14 protein-coding genes are annotated in these 18,263 nt (G+C 72.4%); 5 read left to right on the top strand and 9 right to left on the bottom strand.

Features of this window, described 5'->3' with window-relative positions:
- Nucleotides 1-30 precede the first annotated feature (30 nt).
- Together IE226_RS30500 and IE226_RS30505 are read right to left on the bottom strand one after the other, a co-directional pair.
- Nucleotides 31-1,434 carry an FAD-binding oxidoreductase gene (locus IE226_RS30500; protein ID WP_190084634.1) on the bottom strand — a complete coding sequence of 468 codons (1,404 nt, stop codon included), beginning with the start codon at nucleotides 1,432-1,434 and terminating at the stop codon, nucleotides 31-33.
- A 100-nt stretch (nucleotides 1,435-1,534) separates the two neighbouring features.
- A complete protein-coding gene (locus tag IE226_RS30505) occupies nucleotides 1,535-4,138 on the bottom strand; it encodes an ATP-binding protein (protein WP_190084635.1) in 2,604 nt (867 codons plus the stop codon).
- A gap of 256 nt (nucleotides 4,139-4,394) precedes the next feature.
- Here IE226_RS30505 and IE226_RS30510 point away from each other — a divergent pair, with 256 nt between their 5' ends.
- Complete coding sequence (locus IE226_RS30510; protein WP_190084636.1) at nucleotides 4,395-5,519, top strand: NADH:flavin oxidoreductase; 1,125 nt, start codon at nucleotides 4,395-4,397, stop codon at nucleotides 5,517-5,519.
- Nucleotides 5,520-5,620: 101 nt separating this feature from the next.
- Nucleotides 5,621-6,280 (top strand): CGNR zinc finger domain-containing protein, encoded by a 660-nt coding sequence (locus IE226_RS30515; protein ID WP_190084637.1) that lies wholly within the window; start codon nucleotides 5,621-5,623, stop codon nucleotides 6,278-6,280.
- A 22-nt stretch (nucleotides 6,281-6,302) separates the two neighbouring features.
- Here the strand turns inward: IE226_RS30515 and IE226_RS30520 are convergent, their stop codons facing one another.
- From IE226_RS30520 to IE226_RS30530, 3 genes are all read right to left on the bottom strand, one after another.
- Nucleotides 6,303-7,337 (bottom strand): LacI family DNA-binding transcriptional regulator, encoded by a 1,035-nt coding sequence (locus IE226_RS30520; protein ID WP_190084698.1) that lies wholly within the window; start codon nucleotides 7,335-7,337, stop codon nucleotides 6,303-6,305.
- A 384-nt stretch (nucleotides 7,338-7,721) separates the two neighbouring features.
- Nucleotides 7,722-8,984 (bottom strand): MFS transporter, encoded by a 1,263-nt coding sequence (locus tag IE226_RS30525; RefSeq protein WP_190084638.1) that lies wholly within the window; start codon nucleotides 8,982-8,984, stop codon nucleotides 7,722-7,724.
- Nucleotides 8,981-9,724, bottom strand: a complete 744-nt coding sequence (locus IE226_RS30530) for a winged helix-turn-helix domain-containing protein (protein WP_190084639.1) — start codon at nucleotides 9,722-9,724, stop codon at nucleotides 8,981-8,983. Before IE226_RS30530 ends, IE226_RS30525 begins: the two co-directional genes overlap by 4 nt.
- A 148-nt stretch (nucleotides 9,725-9,872) precedes the next feature.
- On the opposite strand from IE226_RS30530, the gene IE226_RS30535 reads away from it, so the two are divergent.
- Complete coding sequence (locus IE226_RS30535) at nucleotides 9,873-11,522, top strand: GMC oxidoreductase (RefSeq protein WP_190084640.1); 1,650 nt, start codon at nucleotides 9,873-9,875, stop codon at nucleotides 11,520-11,522.
- A 64-nt stretch (nucleotides 11,523-11,586) separates the two neighbouring features.
- Here IE226_RS30535 and IE226_RS30540 read toward each other — a convergent pair whose 3' ends face one another.
- The 4 genes from IE226_RS30540 to IE226_RS30555 form a co-directional block, all read right to left on the bottom strand.
- On the bottom strand, nucleotides 11,587-12,066 hold the full coding sequence (locus IE226_RS30540; RefSeq protein ID WP_190084699.1) for a carboxymuconolactone decarboxylase family protein: 480 nt from the start codon (nucleotides 12,064-12,066) through the stop codon (nucleotides 11,587-11,589).
- A 5-nt stretch (nucleotides 12,067-12,071) separates the two neighbouring features.
- Complete coding sequence (locus tag IE226_RS30545) at nucleotides 12,072-13,154, bottom strand: NAD(P)H-dependent amine dehydrogenase family protein (RefSeq protein WP_190084641.1); 1,083 nt, start codon at nucleotides 13,152-13,154, stop codon at nucleotides 12,072-12,074.
- 124 nt (nucleotides 13,155-13,278) lie between these two features.
- A complete protein-coding gene (locus IE226_RS30550; RefSeq protein WP_190084642.1) occupies nucleotides 13,279-13,794 on the bottom strand; it encodes a lytic polysaccharide monooxygenase auxiliary activity family 9 protein in 516 nt (171 codons plus the stop codon).
- Between the two features lie 174 nt (nucleotides 13,795-13,968).
- Nucleotides 13,969-14,511, bottom strand: coding sequence for a nitrobindin family protein (locus tag IE226_RS30555; protein WP_190084643.1), 543 nt, complete (start codon nucleotides 14,509-14,511; stop codon nucleotides 13,969-13,971).
- 205 nt (nucleotides 14,512-14,716) lie between these two features.
- On the opposite strand from IE226_RS30555, the gene IE226_RS30560 reads away from it, so the two are divergent.
- Entirely contained in the window at nucleotides 14,717-16,411 is a 1,695-nt protein-coding gene (locus tag IE226_RS30560; protein WP_190084644.1) for an ABC transporter ATP-binding protein, read from the top strand.
- Complete coding sequence (locus IE226_RS30565; protein WP_190084645.1) at nucleotides 16,408-18,255, top strand: ABC transporter ATP-binding protein; 1,848 nt, start codon at nucleotides 16,408-16,410, stop codon at nucleotides 18,253-18,255. The genes IE226_RS30560 and IE226_RS30565 overlap by 4 nt, the downstream gene beginning before the upstream one ends.
- Nucleotides 18,256-18,263: the final 8 nt, after the last annotated feature.

An 18,263-nucleotide genomic window follows, 5' to 3' on the forward strand; every position in this document is an offset into this window, starting at 1 on the left:
ATGGGTGCCCGGCGGGGCGGGCCACCGGGGTTACGCGGGACCGCGCGGGTCGGGCTCGATGTTCTGGTTGAGGCGGAAGACGTTGTCGGGGTCGTACGCGGCCTTGATGCGGGCCAGGCGCTCGTAATTGTCCCGGTAGCTGGCCCGTACGCGTTCCTGCCCCTCGTCCATCATCATGTTCACGTAGGCGCCGCCCGCCGAGTACGGGTGCAGCGCGTCGAAGTAGTCGACGGTCCAGCGCTTGATGAGGTCGGCGTTGGACGGGTCGGGGTCCACTCCCGCGTACACGCAGGCCCAGCGGGCGCCGCGGTAGCTCCAGGCGGTGTCGGTGGCATTGGGGTCGTGGGCGGCGCCGTCGACGGGATACAGGTGCATCGTCGACTTCATGGTGGGCGCCTCGGCGCCGAACTTGGCGTGCAGGGCGACGGCGTCGTCCGGGATCTCGTCGACGAAGTCCGCCCGCCAGTACCACTGGTCGCCGGGCGGGTAGAGCCCGTCGAACATGGACTGGAGCACCGGGTGCGGCATCTCCCCCACGGCGTGCAGGAGCGGATCGGGCAGTGCTTGGAGCAGGGGTGCCATGGCGCGGTCCGCGGCGTCCGCGTCCCCGGCGGTGTGGCACCACACGACGCCGCAGACCTTGCGCAGATGGAGGCTCTCGGGGAAGGGCGGGGCCGGGGGCACGGTGCCGTACATGAAGAAGCCGGTCGCCTCGCGCGGCAGGCCGGGCAGGAAGTCGCGGTAGGCGGCGAGGACTTCGGCGCCCTGCTCGGCGGCCCAGAAGGTGGGGCCCGCGATGACCGTGCTCACTTCGTGCAGCCGGAAGAGGAAGGAGGTGACGACGCCGAAGTTGCCTCCGCCGCCGCGGATCGCCCAGAAGAGGTCGCTGTTCTCCTCCGCGCTCGCCTTCACCTGGCGGCCGTCGGCCAGGACGAGGTCGGCCTCCAGGAGGTTGTCGATGCTCAGCCCGAACCCGCGGGTGAGGTGGCCGAGGCCGCCGCCGAGGGTGAGGCCGCCGACGCCGGTCGTGGAGATGATGCCGCTCGGTGCGGCAAGTCCGTGCTCGTGCGTGGCGCGGTCCACCTCGCCCCAGACGCAGCCGCCGCCGACCCGCGCCGTGCGGGCCGCCGGATCGACCGCGATGGCCTTGAGCGGCGACAGGTCGGCTACCACGCCGCCTTCGACCGTGCCGAGGCCCGCTCCGTGGTGGCCGCCGCCGCGGACCGCGAGCGGCAGGCCGTGCGCGCGGGCGAAGCCGATGACGCGGGACACGTCGTCGGCGTCGGTACAGCGGGCGATCAGCGCGGGGCGCTTGTCGGCCATCGCGTTGTAGACGGCGCGCGCCTCGTCGTACCCGGTGTCGTCCGGGCCCTTCAACTCCCCTTTGAATCCGGCCAGTTCCCGGCGTGCCTCTTGTGCGGGCGTCATGGACATGTTTCCCCCGTCGGTTCGGAGCATCCGATGTGCCCGTTCTAGTGCCGCCCCGGGGCCTCCGACAGCCGTGCCCACCACCCGGGTCGCGTCCGGCCGGTGCCTACTTTTCGCGGCCGAACTCGATTCCCAGCTGCGCGGCGCGGGCGGCGACCTCGCGCCGGGTGCGGGCGCCGAGCTTCTCCAGGACGGCACGGACGTGGTTGTCGACCGTGCGGACCGAGAGGAAGAGCCGGGCGGCGATCTCGATGTTGGTCAGGCCCTCCGCCAGGAGCTGCCCGACCTGCAGCTGCCGCCCGGTGAGGCCGGCCGGGTTGCGGCGCGTCGCCGCGTGCGGGCCGCGCGGGATGCGGGCGACGCCCAGGGCGCGCAGGTCGGCGCGGACGATCCGGGCCAGGGGTTCGGCGCCCAGGGCGTCGAGTGCGGCCAGCGCGGTGAGCTTGTCCGCCGGGTCGGGGCTGTCCGCGAGGGCGGCGGCGTGCTCGTAGGGGCAGCCCGCCGCCCGCCAGGCCTCGGCGGCAAGACGCCACTGTCCGGAGGCCTGGAGGTCGTAGGGGTGGTCCGAGCCGTCCGCCGCGACGGGCTGTCCCGCCTTGGCGAGCCAGTGGCCGAGCTCCGCGCGGTAGGGCGTCGCGGCCAGGGAGCGCGCCTGTGCGTACAGGGGGCCGACGGTGTCGGTCACGGCCGCGAGGTCACCGCGCAGCCAGGCCGCCTCCGCCCGCGCCGCCGCGACCGGGGCCGTGCGCTGGAGCTCCCTCGTCCGCGCGGCGACCTCCCAGGCCCGTCCGAGGAGTTCCTCGCTGCCCCGCGCGCCGCGCCGCACGCGCACGCGCGCGAGGACGGTCAGGGCGGGGCAGCGCGCGGGCGGGAACTCCTGCTCGTCGCCTGACTCGGCGTGCTTCTCGGCCTCGTCCCACTTCCCCGCGGCGAACTGCCGCAGCGCCAGCTCCACCTGGAGGTAGCGCAGGAACCCCAGGTGCTCCGTGCGGTCGGCGAACTCCATGGCGGGCACCAGGAAGTGGTCCGCCTCCGCGAAGCGCAGGTTCTCCAGGAGCGTCCAGATGACGTTGGCGTAGGCGCGGCAGGCGTGCTCGGCCTCGTCCGCCTTCAGCGCGACCGCCAGGCTCTCCTCCAGCTGCGGGCGCCCCAGCGGGTCGCCGCCGCGCCAGCGGGCGGTGCCCACGTTGTTCAGCGCGTGCGAGAGGATCGCCGCGTCGCCCGTGCGCCGGGCCAGGGTGATGGCGCGCTCGCCGAAACCGACGGCCTCGGCGTACCGGTCGGAGAGCATGCGCAGCTGTGAGGTGTTGCTGAGCGCGAGCGCGAGCAGCTTCTCGTCACCGGCCTGTTCGAGTACGTCGATGGCTTCCCGTGCGGCTTCCTGTGCCGCGTCCGCGTCGCCCGCCCACCACTGGATCCGCGAGAGCCAGCGCAGGTCGGCGCCGAGCGCCCGCAGGTCGCCGAGGGAGCGGCGCAGGGCGACGGCTTCGCGCTGGGCTCCGACGGCGGCCGGGGAGTCGGCGATGGTGTAGCTCTCCACCGCGAACCGCTCCAGGAGGTCGGCGAGTTCGGCCGGGCCGTAGCGCCCCCGCCGGCGCAGGACGAGGCGCAGTTGGGCGGCGGCCTCCCGGTGGGCGCCGGTGCGTGCGGCGTCCCTGGCCGCGTCGGGGCCGTAGCGCGCGATGGCGTCCTGGTCGCCCGCCTGGGCGGCGTGATGGACGATGCGCGAGGAGTCGGCGCCGGGCTGCGCGACCAGGACCGCGAGCACCTTGCGGTTGAGCTCGATGCGCCGCGCCGCGGGCAGCGAGTCGGCGATGGCCCGCCGGATGATCTCGTGCCGGAACGTGACCCGCTCGGGGGCCACGACGAGCAGGCCGCGCCGCTCGGCGGCGGTCAGCCGGCCCACGCCGTCCGGCAGCAGTGCGTCGGCCAGTGGGCGTTCGGCGGCCGACGGGACCACGGCGAGCTGTTCGAGCGCGTCGCGTGCCGCGTCGTCGAGGCCGCGGAGGCGGGCCAGGACGGCGTCGACCACGGTCGGCGGGACGTCGCCGGTGCCGCCCGCGGCGACGACCTCGGCGACGTAGAAGGGATTGCCCGACGTCACGGCGTACACCTGCGCGGGGTCGAGGCGGCTGGCCGCGCTCAGGGTGCGCACCGCGTCGCGGGACAGGCGGGAGAGCGGGACCCGGTGTACGCGGGCGGCCTGTGACACCTGGCCCAGGAGGTGGCGCAGGGGATGTTCGCGGCTCAACTCGTCGTCGCGGTAGGTCAGCACGAGGACGGCGGGCAGCCGGTCCATGCGGCGTACCAGGAATCGCAGCGCGTCGAGAGAGGCCTCGTCCGCCCAGTGCACGTCCTCTACGACCAGGACCGTCGGATGCGGCGGCTGACCCAGCTCGGCCCGCAGCGCGTCGTACACCCGGTGCCGGTCGCCGCCCTCGGTCACCGCCCGCGCCAGCTCGGCGCGCACGCTGCCGACAAGGTCGCGGAAGGGGCCGAGCGGACGTCGCGTGGCCAGGTCGTCGCACTGCCCGACAAGCACCCTGGCCTGCGCGGACAGCACACCCGGCAGCGCGTTCACGAGGCTCGATTTGCCGATTCCGGCCTCGCCGAAGACGAGCGCCACCGAACCCGCGCCGCCGGCCGCGTCCCGTACGGCGGCGGTCAGCCGAACCAGTTCACGATCCCGCTCGAGGATCCCCCCGTCCACGCCGGAATTCTCCCACGCGGCGGCGTATTCCCGCGGCCCGCGACGGGGTTCGGTCGGCGCCGTCCCATGGCGGCGGGTCCGGTGACGCGTATCACCTTCGCGGCGCGCCCGGGCCTGCCCGCCCGCTGCGGCCGAGGGCCGGTGCCGCCCGGCGGCGCCCGCGTGCCGCCCTCGACGAAGACGACATGAGTAAAGCGCGTACGCTTACGTCATAGATCACAGGATGATCGCACCTCACCCCCTGCCAGGAGGACGCATGACCTCGCCGTCGCAGACCGCGCGCACCCCCCAGTCCCTCGACCGCCCCTTCAGCGTCGGCAGCCTCACCCTGCCCAACCGCATCGTGATGGCACCCATGACCCGTGAGTTCTCGCCGGGCGGCGTACCGGGCGCGGACGTGGCGGAGTACTACGCCCGCCGGGCCGCAGGCGGCGTCGGCCTGATCATCACCGAGGGGACGTACGTCGACCACGCCTCCGCCGGTACGAGCGACCGGGTCCCGCGCTTCTACGGTGACGACGCCCTGGAGGGCTGGCGCAAGGTGGTCGACGCCGTGCACGGAGCGGGCGGGAAGATCATTCCGCAGCTGTGGCACGTCGGCATCACCCGCGACGAGGGCACGGGCCCGGTGCCCTCCGCTCCCCCGGCAGGCCCCTCCGCGATCGGCCTCGACGGGCAGCCCAAGGGCAGCGCGCTGACGGCCGACGACCTCGCCGACGTGATCCGGGCGTTCGCCGACGCCGCTGCCGCCGCCGAGCGCATCGGCTTCGACGGAGTCGAACTGCACGGAGCGCACGGCTACTTGATCGACCAGTTCTTCTGGGAGCGCACCAACCGGCGCACCGACGGCTACGGCGGCGGCATCGAGTCCCGCACCCGCTTCGCCGCGGAGATCGTCGCGGCCGTTCGGGCCGCCGTCTCGCCCGACTTCCCCGTCTTCTTCCGGCTCTCGCAGTGGAAGGGCGGCGTCTACGACGCGCGGCTCGCCGAGTCCCCCGAAGAGCTGGAGCGCCTGCTCACGCCGCTGGTGAACGCGGGCGTCGACGTGCTGCACGCCTCCACCCGCCGCTTCTGGCTGTCCGAGTTCGAGGGCAGTGACCTCAACCTCGCGGGCTGGGTCAAGAAGCTGACCGGCGTCCCGGTGGTCACCGTGGGCTCGGTCGGTCTCGACCAGGAGTTCATCGGTCCGAACGGCTGGGCGGCGCCCTCCGCCTCCACCGGCATCGACCCGCTGCTCGACCGCCTGGAGCGGGACGAGTTCGACCTGGTGGCGGTGGGCCGCGCTCTCATCGCCGACCCGGAGTGGGCGGCCAAGGCCCTGGAGAGCCGGCTCGGCGACGCGCTGCCCTTCGACAAGTCGCTCCTGAAGACCCTTGTCTGACCGAGCCTGAGCGGGCCTGAGCGGGCCTGGGCGACGACCGTTCCGGCGACAGCAGCCAAGTCCATACGCTGCTGTCGCCGGGGGTCGCGTAAGCTGTGTCCATGACCTGGCCTGCCACCGAGCGCTACTTCCCCACCGCCGTTCCCGGCGGCCTGGGTCTCGTGCAGGACATCCTGAACACCGCGCCTTCCGGCGGCGCACCCGACGCCGATCTCCTCGGGGACGTGGCGGCCGCGCAGGCCTGGATCTCCGCGGCGCTTCCCACCTGGGCCGAGCGGACGGGGCGCACGGCGGTGCGGCTCACGCTCACCGAGGAGGACCTGCCCAAGCTGCGGCAGCTGCGCGAACAGCTGCGCAGGGCCCTGCACTCGCGGTGCGGCAGCACCGGCGGCGCCAGTGACGGCGACGACGGCGATGGTGACGGCGGCGACAACGGCACCGCGCGCTTCACCTCGTGCGCCCTCCAGGTCAGCCTGCACGGCGACGCCGCCCTGACCACCGAGCCCGAGGGCGAGGGCTGGCGCTGGCTGACCTCGGCCGTGCTGTGCGAGGCGCTGCTCGCCCAGACGACCGGCGAGTGGCGGCGCCTGAAGATCTGCCGCAACGAACGCTGCGCCACGGCGTTCTACGACCGCTCGCGCAACAACAGCGGCGTCTGGCACTCCACCCGCGACTGCGGAAACGCCGCGAACCTGCGGGCCTCGCGGCAGCGCCGCAGGGCGGGCGCCGAGGCGGAACCGGCGACGGGCGGCCAGGCCTGAGGCCCTCGCGCCCGCGCGAGCCTCAACTGCCGTACTCCACCAGGCTGGTGGGAGTCACGATGCGCTGTATCGAGCCGAGCGCCGACTTCTTTTCGTTCTCGGGGTCCGTCCGTCGCAGCCGGTGGGCGAGGAGCCGGCCCGCCGCCCGGCCCACTTCGTCGCTGTCGTACGCGACGAGCGTGAGCGGCAGGCCGAGCGAGTCGGCGAGTTCGAAGTCGTCGAAGCCCGCGAGCGCGGTGTCGGTACCGGACGCGCGAATGGCGCGGAACGCCCCGATCGTGTTGCGGTTGTTGGAGCAGAACAGCGCGGTGGGCGGCTCGGGCAGCGCGAGCAGTTCGGCCGCGGCGCGCCGGGCCTCGCGCGGCTCGGTCTGCCCCTGCCGTACGCGGCTGTCGTCGAAGGGGATGCCGTGGGCGGCAAGGGCGGCGGCGTATCCGCGCAGGCGCTCGGTGCCGGTGTAGACGGCGGGCGGCGAGCCGATGAAGCCGATCCGGCGGTGGCCGCGGGTGATCAGCCGGGCGGTGGCGGCGCGGGCCCCGCCGAAGTCGTCGACCAGGACGCAGTCGGCCTCGAACCCTTCGGGCGGCCGGCTGGCGAGCACCACGGGCACGCCGTCGGCCGCCGCGGCGGCGAGATGGCGCTGATCGGCCGCGGCGGGGACGGCGATGATGCCGTCGACGCGCCGGGCCACCAGGCCGGCGACGAGTTCGCGCTCGCTGTCCAGGTCCTGGCCGGTGTTCCCGATGACGGTCTTGAACCCCTCGCCCGCCATGACGGAGTCCACGCCGAGGGCCAGGCGCGAGTAGAAGGGGTTGGCGAGGTTCGTGACGACGACCCCGACCAGGCCGGTGCCACTTCCCGGGCGGAGGTCGCGGGCCGCTTCGTCGGGCCGGTAGCCGAGCTCGTCCGCTCCGGCGCGGACGCGTTCCCTGGTGGCCGCGAGGACGCCGGGATCGTCGCGCAGGGCCCTGGACGCGGTCATGGCACTGACGCCCGCCCGCTGCGCGACGTCCCGCAGGGTGGGCGGGCTGTCCGCGGGGGAACGCGGTTCGGGCATCGTCACGTGTCGTCCTCTCTGCCGGGCCTCCCGGGCCACCCTCGACGCCCGCAACACCGGCATGCTCAGCCGCCCCGACAAACACCGCGTTCGCGCCCGGCGCGCCCCGGCACGGTCTCACCAGGGCATCACCGGGGCCGATGCCCGGGGCAGGGCCGAAGTCACGTACGCGCGGGGCCAGGACAGTACCGAGAGCGGCCCGGGCCTCGTCAAGCACCAGGGCCGCCCGACTCTCGCTCTCCCGCACGCGCACGGCGATGTCCGGGACGGCTCTCACCGGGGCTCGCACCCGCGCCGCGGCGGGCACCGTGAGCGTCTCCGCGTGGCCCGGGGGGATGTCAATGGTTCGCGCAACAGGCCTTTGGCGTAAGGCAGTTGGGGCAGCTAGGCGGGCACGGTGTCCCGGTCGGCGGGCTCCGGCAGCTCGCGGGTGGCCGGCACCGGTGACGGCAGCAGCCACAGCACCGCCATGACAGCGCCCGCCGTGCCGATCCAGAGCGTCGGGCGCAATCCGATCGCCGTGCCGAGCACGCCGCCCGCCAGCGCGCCGAGCGGGCGGAAGCCGTGGTTCAAGGTGCGGTAGGCGCCCATGACCCGTGACCGGATGGCGCGCGGGATCAGGGCCGTCTGGAGCGATGCGGCCGGGATGTCGACGACCATCACGCCGACGCAGGAGAGGAATTCGGCGACGAAGAGCGTGCCGACGACCAGCGGCAGCGGGCCGTCCGCGAGCGGTATGAGCAGCAGGGGCACCGTGAATCCCAGGGAGCCGCCGATGACGGACGCCCCGATGCCGAAGCGGCGCACGAGCCGGCCGCTGCACGCCGCGCCGATCAGTCCGCCGACGGCTCCCGCGCCGAGTATCGCGCCGAGAACGCCCGCGCCCAGGCCGAGTTCGACCGTCGCGTAGAGCACGAAGAGCGTATGGAACATGAAGTTGAAGAACTGGATGGTCCCTGACCACGCGAACAGCGCACGCATCGTCGGCTCCTTGACGACCCAGCGCAGCCCCGCCGTGAAGTGCCCTTTGGTGACCGGCTCGGGTTCGGGCTCGACGGGCTTGATGGCGGAGAGCCGGCGGGCCGAGACCAGATAGGTGAGGGCGTCGGCGACCAGGGCGAAGGGAGCGGTGAGGAACTGCACCAGTAGGCCGCCCGCTCCGGGCCCCGCCAGCCAGGACATCGAACGGCTGCCGCTGAGCAGGGAGTTGGCCTGCACATAGCGCTCGGGCGGCACGAGGGACACGAACAGGGTGGCGTTGCAGACGTCGAAGAGCACGGTCAGCGCGCCGACCCCGAAGGCGATCACGTAGAGCTGCCCGAGCGTGAGGGCGTCGAGCAGATGGGCCAGAGGCAGGGTCAGGACCAGCGCCGCGCGGGCCAGGTCGGCGGCGATCATGGCGCGTCTGCGCCGGGCCTGCCGGTCGGCCCACGCGCCGAGCGGCAGGCTGAGGAGCAGCGTGGGCAGCAGGCCCGCGACCTTCAGCCAGCCCATATCGGCGGCGTCGGCGCCGAGGACGAGGACGGCGGCGAGCGGGATGGCGATCAGCGAGATCTCGTCGCCGATGAGCGAGATCGTCTGTCCGGTCCAGTAGCGCCTGAAGCTCTGTTCGCGCAGCAGGACGGGTAAGCGCTCCCGTATCTTCACCGGCCGTTCCCCGACCCGCCGCCGTCCGCGACTCCCCCGTCCGGGGCGTCCCTGTTCGCGGCGCCCCCGTCCGGGGCTGCCTCGTCCGGTGCGTCCGCCCCGTCCGGAACCTCCCCGGGGATCTCCCGGTCCACGAAGGCGAGCCGCAGCACGCTGACGGGCCGCGTGTTCCCGGGGCGCTCGTCCGCCGCCCGGTCCTCGTAGGGCTGCAGCAGTGCCTCGATGCGCTCGCCGATCTCCGTCAACTCCTCGGGGGTGAGATGGAGGAGCGAGTCGGTGAACTGCTCGGCCTCGCGCCAGGCGCGCGGCAGCCGGTGCCGCTGCTCCATGGCCCCGACGGCACGGTCGAAGTACCGCCGGGCGACCGCCGCGCTCAGCGCGTCCGAGGCCTCGGCCACGGTCGCGTCCTCGCTGTAGCCGGGCCAGTCGGTGAACCGGGCGGTCGCCCGCCAGGGCTTCTCGCGCCCCCGGCCGCCGGGCGCCACCTCGACGAGTCCGTACTTCGCGAGGATCCGGAGGTGGTACGAGCAGCTGGCGACGGACTCGCCGGTCAGCTCGGCGGCGCGGGTGGCCGTGAAGGGGCCGCTGCGCCGCAGCAGGCCGACCAGGGTCATGCGGGTGGGGTGGGCGTAGGCGCGCAGGGCGCGGGGGTCGGTGAGGCGGATGCTGCGGGGCGGGGCGCCGCTCCCGGCCGCATCGGCCGCATCGGCCGGCTCGGGGGTCTCGGGGGTCTCGGGCATGATGTAAAGCTATCTTTAGAAAGACTCCTTTACAAGCATTCGCGCATTGGTACAAGATCGGACAGAAGTTACCTCTAGGTATGCAGTGACTTAATGCGCCAGTAGCAGTAGAACTCGTTCCCATTCCTACGAGAGTGAGGAACATCACATGAGTGGCACCACCATGCGTATTGATGGCTCAGAGGGTGTGACGCGTCGAAGATTCATTGCTGGAACTGGTTCTATTCTTGGCGCCGTCACGCTCTCCGCTCAGGCACTCCCCGCAACCGCCCGCGAACAGTCCACGGCCGCGGCCGGACCCATCGGCGACGGGGCCCGCGTCCCCGTACTGATCATCGGCACCGGGTACGGCGGCTCCGTCGCCGCCCTGCGCCTGGCCCAGGGCGGCGTCGACGTCCACATGATCGAGATGGGCATGGCCTGGGACACCCCCGGCTCGGACGGCAAGATCTTCGCCCACACGACCTCGCCCGACGGCCGCTCCTACTGGCTGCGCACCAAGACCAAACAGCCCTTGAGCAACTTCCTCGGCTTCCCGATCGACAAGACCATCCCCCGCTACACCGGCATCCTCGACGCCGAGGAGATGGGCGGGATCATCGTCTACCAGGGCCGTGGCGTCGGCGGCGGCTCCCTGGTCAACGGCGGCATGGCGGTCACGCCCAAGCGCGAGAACTTCGGCGCCATCCTCCCGTCGGTCAGCGCCGACGAGATGTACTCCACCTACTATCCGCGCGCCAACGCCGGTCTCGGCGTCAGCGCCATCGACCCGGCCTGGTTCGACGGCGTCGACTGCTACCAGTACTCGCGGGTCGGCCGTAAGCACGCCCAGCGTTCCGGCTTCCCGTTCATCTTCGTGCCCGGCGTCTATGACTGGGACTACATGAAGCAGGAGGCGGCAGGAACGGTCCCCAAGTCGGCTGTCAGCGGCGAGATCCTCTACGGCAACAACTACGGCAAGAAGTCACTCCAGAAGACCTACATCGCCAAGGCCACCGCGACCGGCAAGGTCACCATCTCCCCGCTGCACAAGGTGACTTCGGTCCGCCCCGCGTCCGGCGGCGGCTACACCGTCGTCATCGAGCAGCTCGACACCGGCGGCACCACCACCGCCACCAAGTCCGTGACCGCGGACAAGGTGTTCTTCGCCGCCGGCAGCGTCGGTACCAGCAAACTCCTCGTCAAACTGAAAGCCACCGGCGCGCTGCCGAACCTCAACGGCGAGATCGGCAAGGGCTGGGGCGACAACGGCAACGTCATGTGCGGCCGCGCCAACCACATGTGGGACGCCACCGGCAAGGTCCAGTCGGCCATCCCCACGGGCGGCATCGACAACTGGGCGGCGGGCGGCGCCTTCGCCGAGGTCGCACCGCTGCCCACCGGCATCGAGACGTACGCCTCGTTCTACCTCTCGATCACCAAGAACCCGAACCGCGCCGCGTTCTCCTGGCATGCCGCGGCGGGCAAGGTCGAGCTGAACTGGCAGACGGCCTGGAAGCAGCCGTCGATCGACGCCGCCAAGACCATCTTCGACAAAATCAACTCGAAGGAAGGGACGATCTACCGCACCGATCTGTTCGGCACGTACAAGATCTGGGGCGACCACCTCACGTACCACCCGCTGGGCGGCGCGGTCCTGAACAAGGCGACCGACAACTACGGTCGCCTGCACGGCTATTCGGGGCTCTACGTCATCGACGGCTCGCTCATCCCCGGCAACACGAGCGTCAACCCGTTCGTCACCATCACGGCGCTCGCCGAGCGGAACATCGAGAAGATCATCGCGACCGATCTGTAGCCGCGCCTCGCAGTGCCCCACAGTGCCGCTCAGTGCCCCACAGTGCCGCTCGGCACAGTTCCCCTCAGTGCCCCGGCAGGACGCAGACCGCGTCGAGGCCGAGCACGTGGTTGAGCCGGCCGAACGCCAGCCAGGAACCGATGCTCATGCTCAGTTCCACGATCTCGCGCTGGCTGTAGTGCGCGGTCATCCGCGTCCAGAACTCCTCGTCGAGGCCATGGTGATCCAGGGCGTACCGCTCGGCGTACTCGGCGGCCAGGCGTGTCCGGTCGTCGAAGGCGTCGGTGGTGCGCCACTGGGTCACCGCCTCCGCGAACTCCTCCTCGACCTTCCGCCCCTCGCGTTCGGTCCGCCAGTCGAGGCAGAACAGACACCCGTTGATCTGCGCGACGCGCAGCCGGGCGGCCTCGAACTCCCGCAGCCCCAGGGTCGTGTGCTCGTACACCGAAAGGGAGAAGTTCGCCGCGGCCATGCCGATGCCGGGGACCATGTCGCCCCACACGTACCCGATCGGCTCCTGCCCCTCGGGGATGTCGATGTGCATTGCGCTCATTGCTTGCTCCTTCCGAGCTTGCCGGTCGCGGGGCGCAGGGGGATGTCGAGCGCGTCGTAGAGTCCGGGTTCCGCCGCCACGAGCCAGTCGATGGCGCCGACCAGACGGCCGACCGCGGTGGCGTTGCCGCCCGCTGACCGGTTCTCGCCCTCGTCGGTGGCCTCGACCGTGACCTCGATGCGCGGCCGGCCCTCGATGATCACCCGGTGCGCGCCCGCGCCGCCGTCGGGCGGCGTCGGCCAGTCCGGTGCGCAGGAGGGGTGGATGCGGGTGACGTGCTCGATGACGATGCGGGGTACGCCCCCGACGATGCCCTGCACCTCGAACCGCACCGCGCCCTGGGTGCCCGCCTCGAAGTCGCCCATCGTCCGTGTGCTCACCGGGGCGTCGAGCGCGCGGCGCTCCAACGTCTCGCGCATGTCGTCGAGTTCGACGCCGAGCGCCCTTGCCATCAGCCGGATCTGCCCGCCCCACACCATGGTCGGGACGGTCTCGGCGAGCATCAGGGGCTCGTAGTCCATCGGGTGCCCCATGCCGATCAGGTGGCGTACGGAATCCTCCTGGTCGTACGTGGAGTAGTCGAAGATCTCCTGGCAGCGGATCGCGTCGACGGTGCTGCCGAGTCCGCTGACCAGCAGCGGCAGTACGTCGTTGCCCCAGCCGGGGTCGACGCCGGACACGAAGAGGGAGCCGCCGCCTTCGGCGACCGCGGCGACGAGCGGGTCGCGCAGCTCGGGCGGGGCGTTGCGCTGGTCGTAGAGCGCGTACAGGGCGGGGGTGACGACGACGGCTCCGGCCCGGATCGCCCTGCCGATGTCGTCGAGTGCCTCGTCGGGACGCAGATCGCCGGAGGCCGCGTACACCACGGCCCCGGGCGAGGCGGCCAGGACCGCGTCGATGTCGTCGGTGGCCGTGACGCCCAGTCGCCCCTCGAGACCGGCGAGGTCGGCCGCGTCGCGGCCGACCTTCCCCGGACTGTGGACGAGCACGGCCGTGAGCTTCAGCGCCGGGTGAGCCTCGACGGCGCGGATCGCCGCTCGGCCGACATTTCCGGTACCCCAGACAACCGTGGAAATCATGCGGCGGAGGGTAGCCAGAGGGCGTATCAGTTCATAGGGCCATGACCGGAGAGATTTCCGTCACCGCTGCATGCCCTGCGCGGTTCTGCATGCCCTGTGCGGGTTCGGTCGCCGTGTGCGGGTTCTAGCGGATGTTCACGTCGATGCACGCGTAGAAGGCGTTCGACGTGTCGCCGATGTTCCAGACGGCGAGCACCTTGTGCCTGCCGGTGGCGCTGCCGAGGTTGACCTGGTGCGAGACGGTGGCCGGGGGCTGCTGGTTGCCGCCGTCTATGGTCGCGACCTTCGTGCCGTCGACGAAGTACTCGTAGTTCGCGGTGCGGTGCCGGGCGGTGAACGTCCAGGTGAAGGTCTGCGTCCTGCTGACGTTGCTGACCTTCCATCCCTTGTTGTCGTCGTTGAGCTCGGCGAACCTGGCGTTGCCGCCGCTGCAACTGCGCAGGCCCTTGGGGCCCTCGACGCTCTGCGGTTCCCATTTGATCTCGCCGCACGAGACCACGCCCGAGGCGCACTGCGCCTGCCGGCTGGCCGGTGCGTTGACGTATCCGTGCGCGCTGGCCGAGCCGGTCGGCAGGGTGAGGGCGAGGACCGGTGCGAGGCCCGCACCGATCATGGCGGCCAACTTCCGCTTCCTGTGCATGCGTACTCCTTCACGGCGCTGTGGTGGGGGTGTGCGTGAAGTGCCGGGGCCAGATGTTCGCGATGGCCGATTAGTCCAGACCATAGACTTTGGCGAGACCCGGTCAAGGCCGCTTTCGGGCCACGTGCATGCGGTCTGCGCGGTGCGTCTGTGCGGTGCGTCTACGCGGCGCCTCTACCCCCGGCGGTGGAGCCGCGCCGAGAGGTGGTGCTGCAACGGCTGACCGACCGCCGCGAGATCGTGGACGAACGTGAGGGTGTCGGCGTCCGTCAGTTCGTAGCGGCGGCGGGTGGCCTCCACTTCCTTGGCCGTGGGGGTGCGGGCCACCTCGTGGGTGGAGAGGTCGATCGCGCCGTCGGCCGCGCGGCCCACCGTGATCTCGGCGATGCCGGTCGGCTGGGTGATCAGTGCCTCCACCCGGCCATCGGGCTGGAGCCGCCACCAGCCGCTCTCCCGTGCGGAGGGCCGCAGCGGCGCGTCGTCGGCGTCGAGGAGCCAGGCCCGCGCCTCGTAACGGAGGAAGGGGCGGCCGTCATGGCTGAAGGTGACCTCCTGGGCGTAAGTGAAGTCCGCCTCGATGGTGGGGTATTCGCCCTGGCCCCGGCCGTGCCAGCTGCCCAGGAGACCGAGCACGGGCGCGAGCAGCGGGTGCGGCTCCGGCGCCTCGTCCGGACGGTGACCGTCGGGATACGGGTACTCGGGTGCGGGGTCGAACACGGTGTGCGCTCCAGGGGGTAGGTGCCGGTGCCGTTGCCGGGAGGAAGCCTAGGGGGCGCGAGGGCCTGATCCGGGAGGAAGCCCAGAGGGCGCGGGAGCCCGATCCGGGAGGCGGCGGCAGTGGCGGGAGTTCTCACCGGCGACGGCCGAAAAGTTAGGGTACCCTCACTTGTATTTTCGTTGTCCGGCCTGGAGAGGGTGGCGGGTGAGTACATCAAGTCCGTCGGGGCGGGACGTCCTGAGAGAGTCGATACGGGGGCAGCGGCGCGACGTCGCCGTCGGCGCCCTGCTCGGTTCCGGCCACCAGATAGGCGAGGCGCTCGTCCCCGTCCTGATCGGCGTCGCGATCGACCAGGCCGTCACCGACTCCGACACCGGCGCCCTGCTGATCTGCCTAGGCGTCCTCGCCGTGGGCTATGTGGCACTCGCCCTGAGCTTCCGCTTCGGCGCCATGGCCGGTGAACGTGCCGCGGCCCGCGCCGAGCACACCCTGCGCATCTCGCTCGTACGACGCGTGCTCGACCCCGGCGGCGGCGCCGAGGACGGCCGGCTGCCCGGAGTCCTCGCCAACATCGCGACCGAGGACGCCAAGCGGGTCGGCGCCGTCAACATGGCCGTGATGTCCGGCATCTCCGCCCTGACCGGCATCCTCACCTGCGCCGTCGTCCTGCTGCGCATGTCACCGACGCTCGGCCTCGTCGTCCTGCTCGGCACGCCGGTCCTGCTCTGGCTCGGCCACCTTCTGAGCAAGCCCCTGGAAAGCCGCAGCGAGGCCGAGCAGGAACGTGCCGCCCACGCGTCGGCCATCGCCGCCGACCTGGTGTCGGGCCTGCGGATACTCAAGGGCATCGGCGGCGAGTCCGCGGCCATCGCCCGCTACCGCACCACAAGCCGCGACTCCCTCGGGGCCACCCTGAAGGCGGCACGCGCACAGGCCTTCCAGAGCGGTGTCGTCCTCGCGCTCACCGGATGCCTGATCGCCGTCGTCGCCCTGGTGGGCGGCAGGCTGGCCGCCGGGGGCAGCATCAGCCTCGGCGAGCTGGTCTCGGCGGTCGGGCTCGCGCTCTTCCTCGTCGGCCCCTTGGAGACGCTCTCCTGGGTCAACGCCGAGCTCGCCCAGGGCCGGGCGTCGGCCGGCCGCGTCGCGGAGGTCATCGCCACGCCGCCCGCCATCGCCGCCGGCGGCCGCGGCCTGCCCCAGCCGGTACGCGGCGCGGTCCGCCTCACGGGCGTACGGCACGGCGGACTGCGCGGAGTGGACCTGGACATCGCGCCCGGCGAGCTGCTCGGCGTGGTCGCGACCGACCCCGCGCACGCGAACGACCTGATGCGCTGCCTCGCCCGGCACACCGACCCCGACGCCGGCACCCTGGAGCTGGACGGCATCGCCCTGCGGGACTTCGACCCGGCCGAGCTGCGTACGGCGATGCTGGTCGCCGCACACGACGCGGACCTCTTCGAAGGCACCGTCCGCGAGAACGTCGCCGCCGCCGCGCCCGACGGCGGCGACCCGGAACAGGCCATGGCGGCGGCCGGAGTGACCCAGGTCGCCCAGACCCTGGCCGACGGCGAGCACACGCCGGTCGGCGAACGCGGCCACTCGCTCTCGGGCGGCCAGCGGCAACGCGTCGCCCTGGCACGCGCCCTGGCCGCCGAGCGGCCGGTCCTCGTGGTGCACGATCCGACCACCGCGGTCGACGCCGTGACCGAGGCCCGCATCGCCGCCGGACTCCGCGAGATCCGCAAGGGACGCACCACGGTCCTGGTGACGACGAGTCCCGCACTGCTCGCGGTCACCGACCGGGTGGCGCTCCTTGACGAGGGCCGGGTCACCGACACGGCCCCGCACGCAAACCTGATCCAGCGTCACGAGGCCTATCGCACGGCGGTGTTGTCATGAACGAGCCCTCGGCAGAGCAGCAGACGGACACCCGCGAGCTGCTCCCCACCGCCACCGCGCCCCGCACCCGGGCCGCGGTCCGCGAACTGGTGCGTCCGCACCGCGGCCTCGCCGTCGGCGGCTTCGCGGTGATGATCGCGGCGACCGGCGTGGGGCTGCTCGTCCAGCCGATCCTCGGCCGCATCGTGGACCTGGTGGCCGAGCAGCGTCAGCCCGGCGACCTCACGCTGCCGGTCGTCCTGCTCGTCCTGGTGGCCCTCGTGCACGGCGGAACCACCTCGCTCGGCCTGTCCCTCGTGTCCCGGCTCGGCGAGACCGTTCTCGCGCAACTGCGCGAGCGGTTCGTGGAGAAGGCGCTGCGGATGCCGCTGGAGCAGGTGGAGAAGGCCGGTGCGGGAGACCTCACCGCGCGGGTGACCCGGGATGTCTCCGTGGTCGGCGAGGCGGTGCGCAGCGCCCTGCCCGAGCTGGCCCGGTCCCTTCTCACCATCGTCCTGACGCTGGCCGCGATGGCGGCGCTCGACTGGCGCTTCCTGGTCGCGGCCCTCCTCGCGGTGCCCGTCCAGGCGTCCACCGCCCGCTGGTACGTACGCCACGCCGTTCCGCTCTACGCCCAGCAGCGCATCGCCACCGGGGCACAGCAGCAGCAGTTGCTCGACACCATCGCGGGCGCCGGCACGGTGCGGGGCTTTCGCATCGAGGAGGAGCACACCGAGCGGGTGACGCGGCGTTCGTCGACCGCGGTCACGCTGAAGATGCGCGGCATACGCCTGGTCCTCGACTTCTACAACCGCCTGCACGTCGCCGAGTACACCGGCCTCGCCGCGGTGCTCGTCGCCGGCTTCCTCCTCGTCCGCGCGGACTCCGTGTCCATCGGCACCGCGACCGCCGCCGCGCTGTACTTCCACAGCCTGTTCGGTCCGGTCAACAACGCGCTCGTCCTGCTCGACGACGCGCAGTCGGCGACAGCGTCCCTCGCCCGTCTCGTCGGAGTCGCCGACGAGAAGACCCCGGAACCCGCTGCGGTACAGGAGGCCCCGGCGGCGGCCGGTCCGGCGCCGGACGGCACGGTCACCGTGATCGGCATCGACCACGCGTACCTGCCCGGCCGCCCCGTCCTGCACGACGTGGATCTCACGCTGCGTCCCGGCGAGCGGGTCGCCCTGGTCGGCCCGAGCGGCGCGGGCAAGACCACCCTGGCCAAGCTCATCGCGGGCGTGCACCGGCCGACCTCCGGCTCCGTGCATCTGAGCGGGAGCCCGACGCGGGGCAACGGCCTGCCGGTCGCCCTGGTCACCCAGGAGACGCACGTCTTCGCCGGGTCCCTCGCGGACGATCTGCGCCTGGCCCGCCCCGATGCCACCGACGACGAGCTGCGCACGGCACTGACCGAGGTCGAAGCCCTCGACTGGGTCGAAGCGCTGCCCGATGGCCTGGACACCGTGGTGGGCGACGGGGGCCACCGGCTCACCTCCGCCCGGGTCCAGCAACTGGCACTGGCCCGCCTCATACTGGCCGATCCCCCGGTGGCCGTGCTCGACGAGGCGACGGCGGAGGCCGGGAGCACCGGCGCGCGGCTGCTGGAGAAGGCCGCGGGCCGGGCGATCGAGGGGCGCACCGCGCTGGTCGTCGCGCACCGCCTCACCCAGGCCGCGACCGCCGACCGGATCGTCGTCATGGAGGGCGGCCGGATCGTGGAGAGCGGCACCCACGACGAACTGCGCGAGGGCTCCGGGCCCTACGCCGCGCTCTGGAAGGCGTGGTCCGGCACCCGTAGCGCGAGCGACGAGCCCGCCGCGCACCGGGCCGGAGCCGACACCCCGACCGTGAAGGACGCGGACTGATGCCCGGC

The sequence above is a fragment of the Streptomyces longisporoflavus genome (genome assembly GCF_014649775.1).
GTDB lineage: Bacteria > Actinomycetota > Actinomycetes > Streptomycetales > Streptomycetaceae > Streptomyces > Streptomyces longisporoflavus.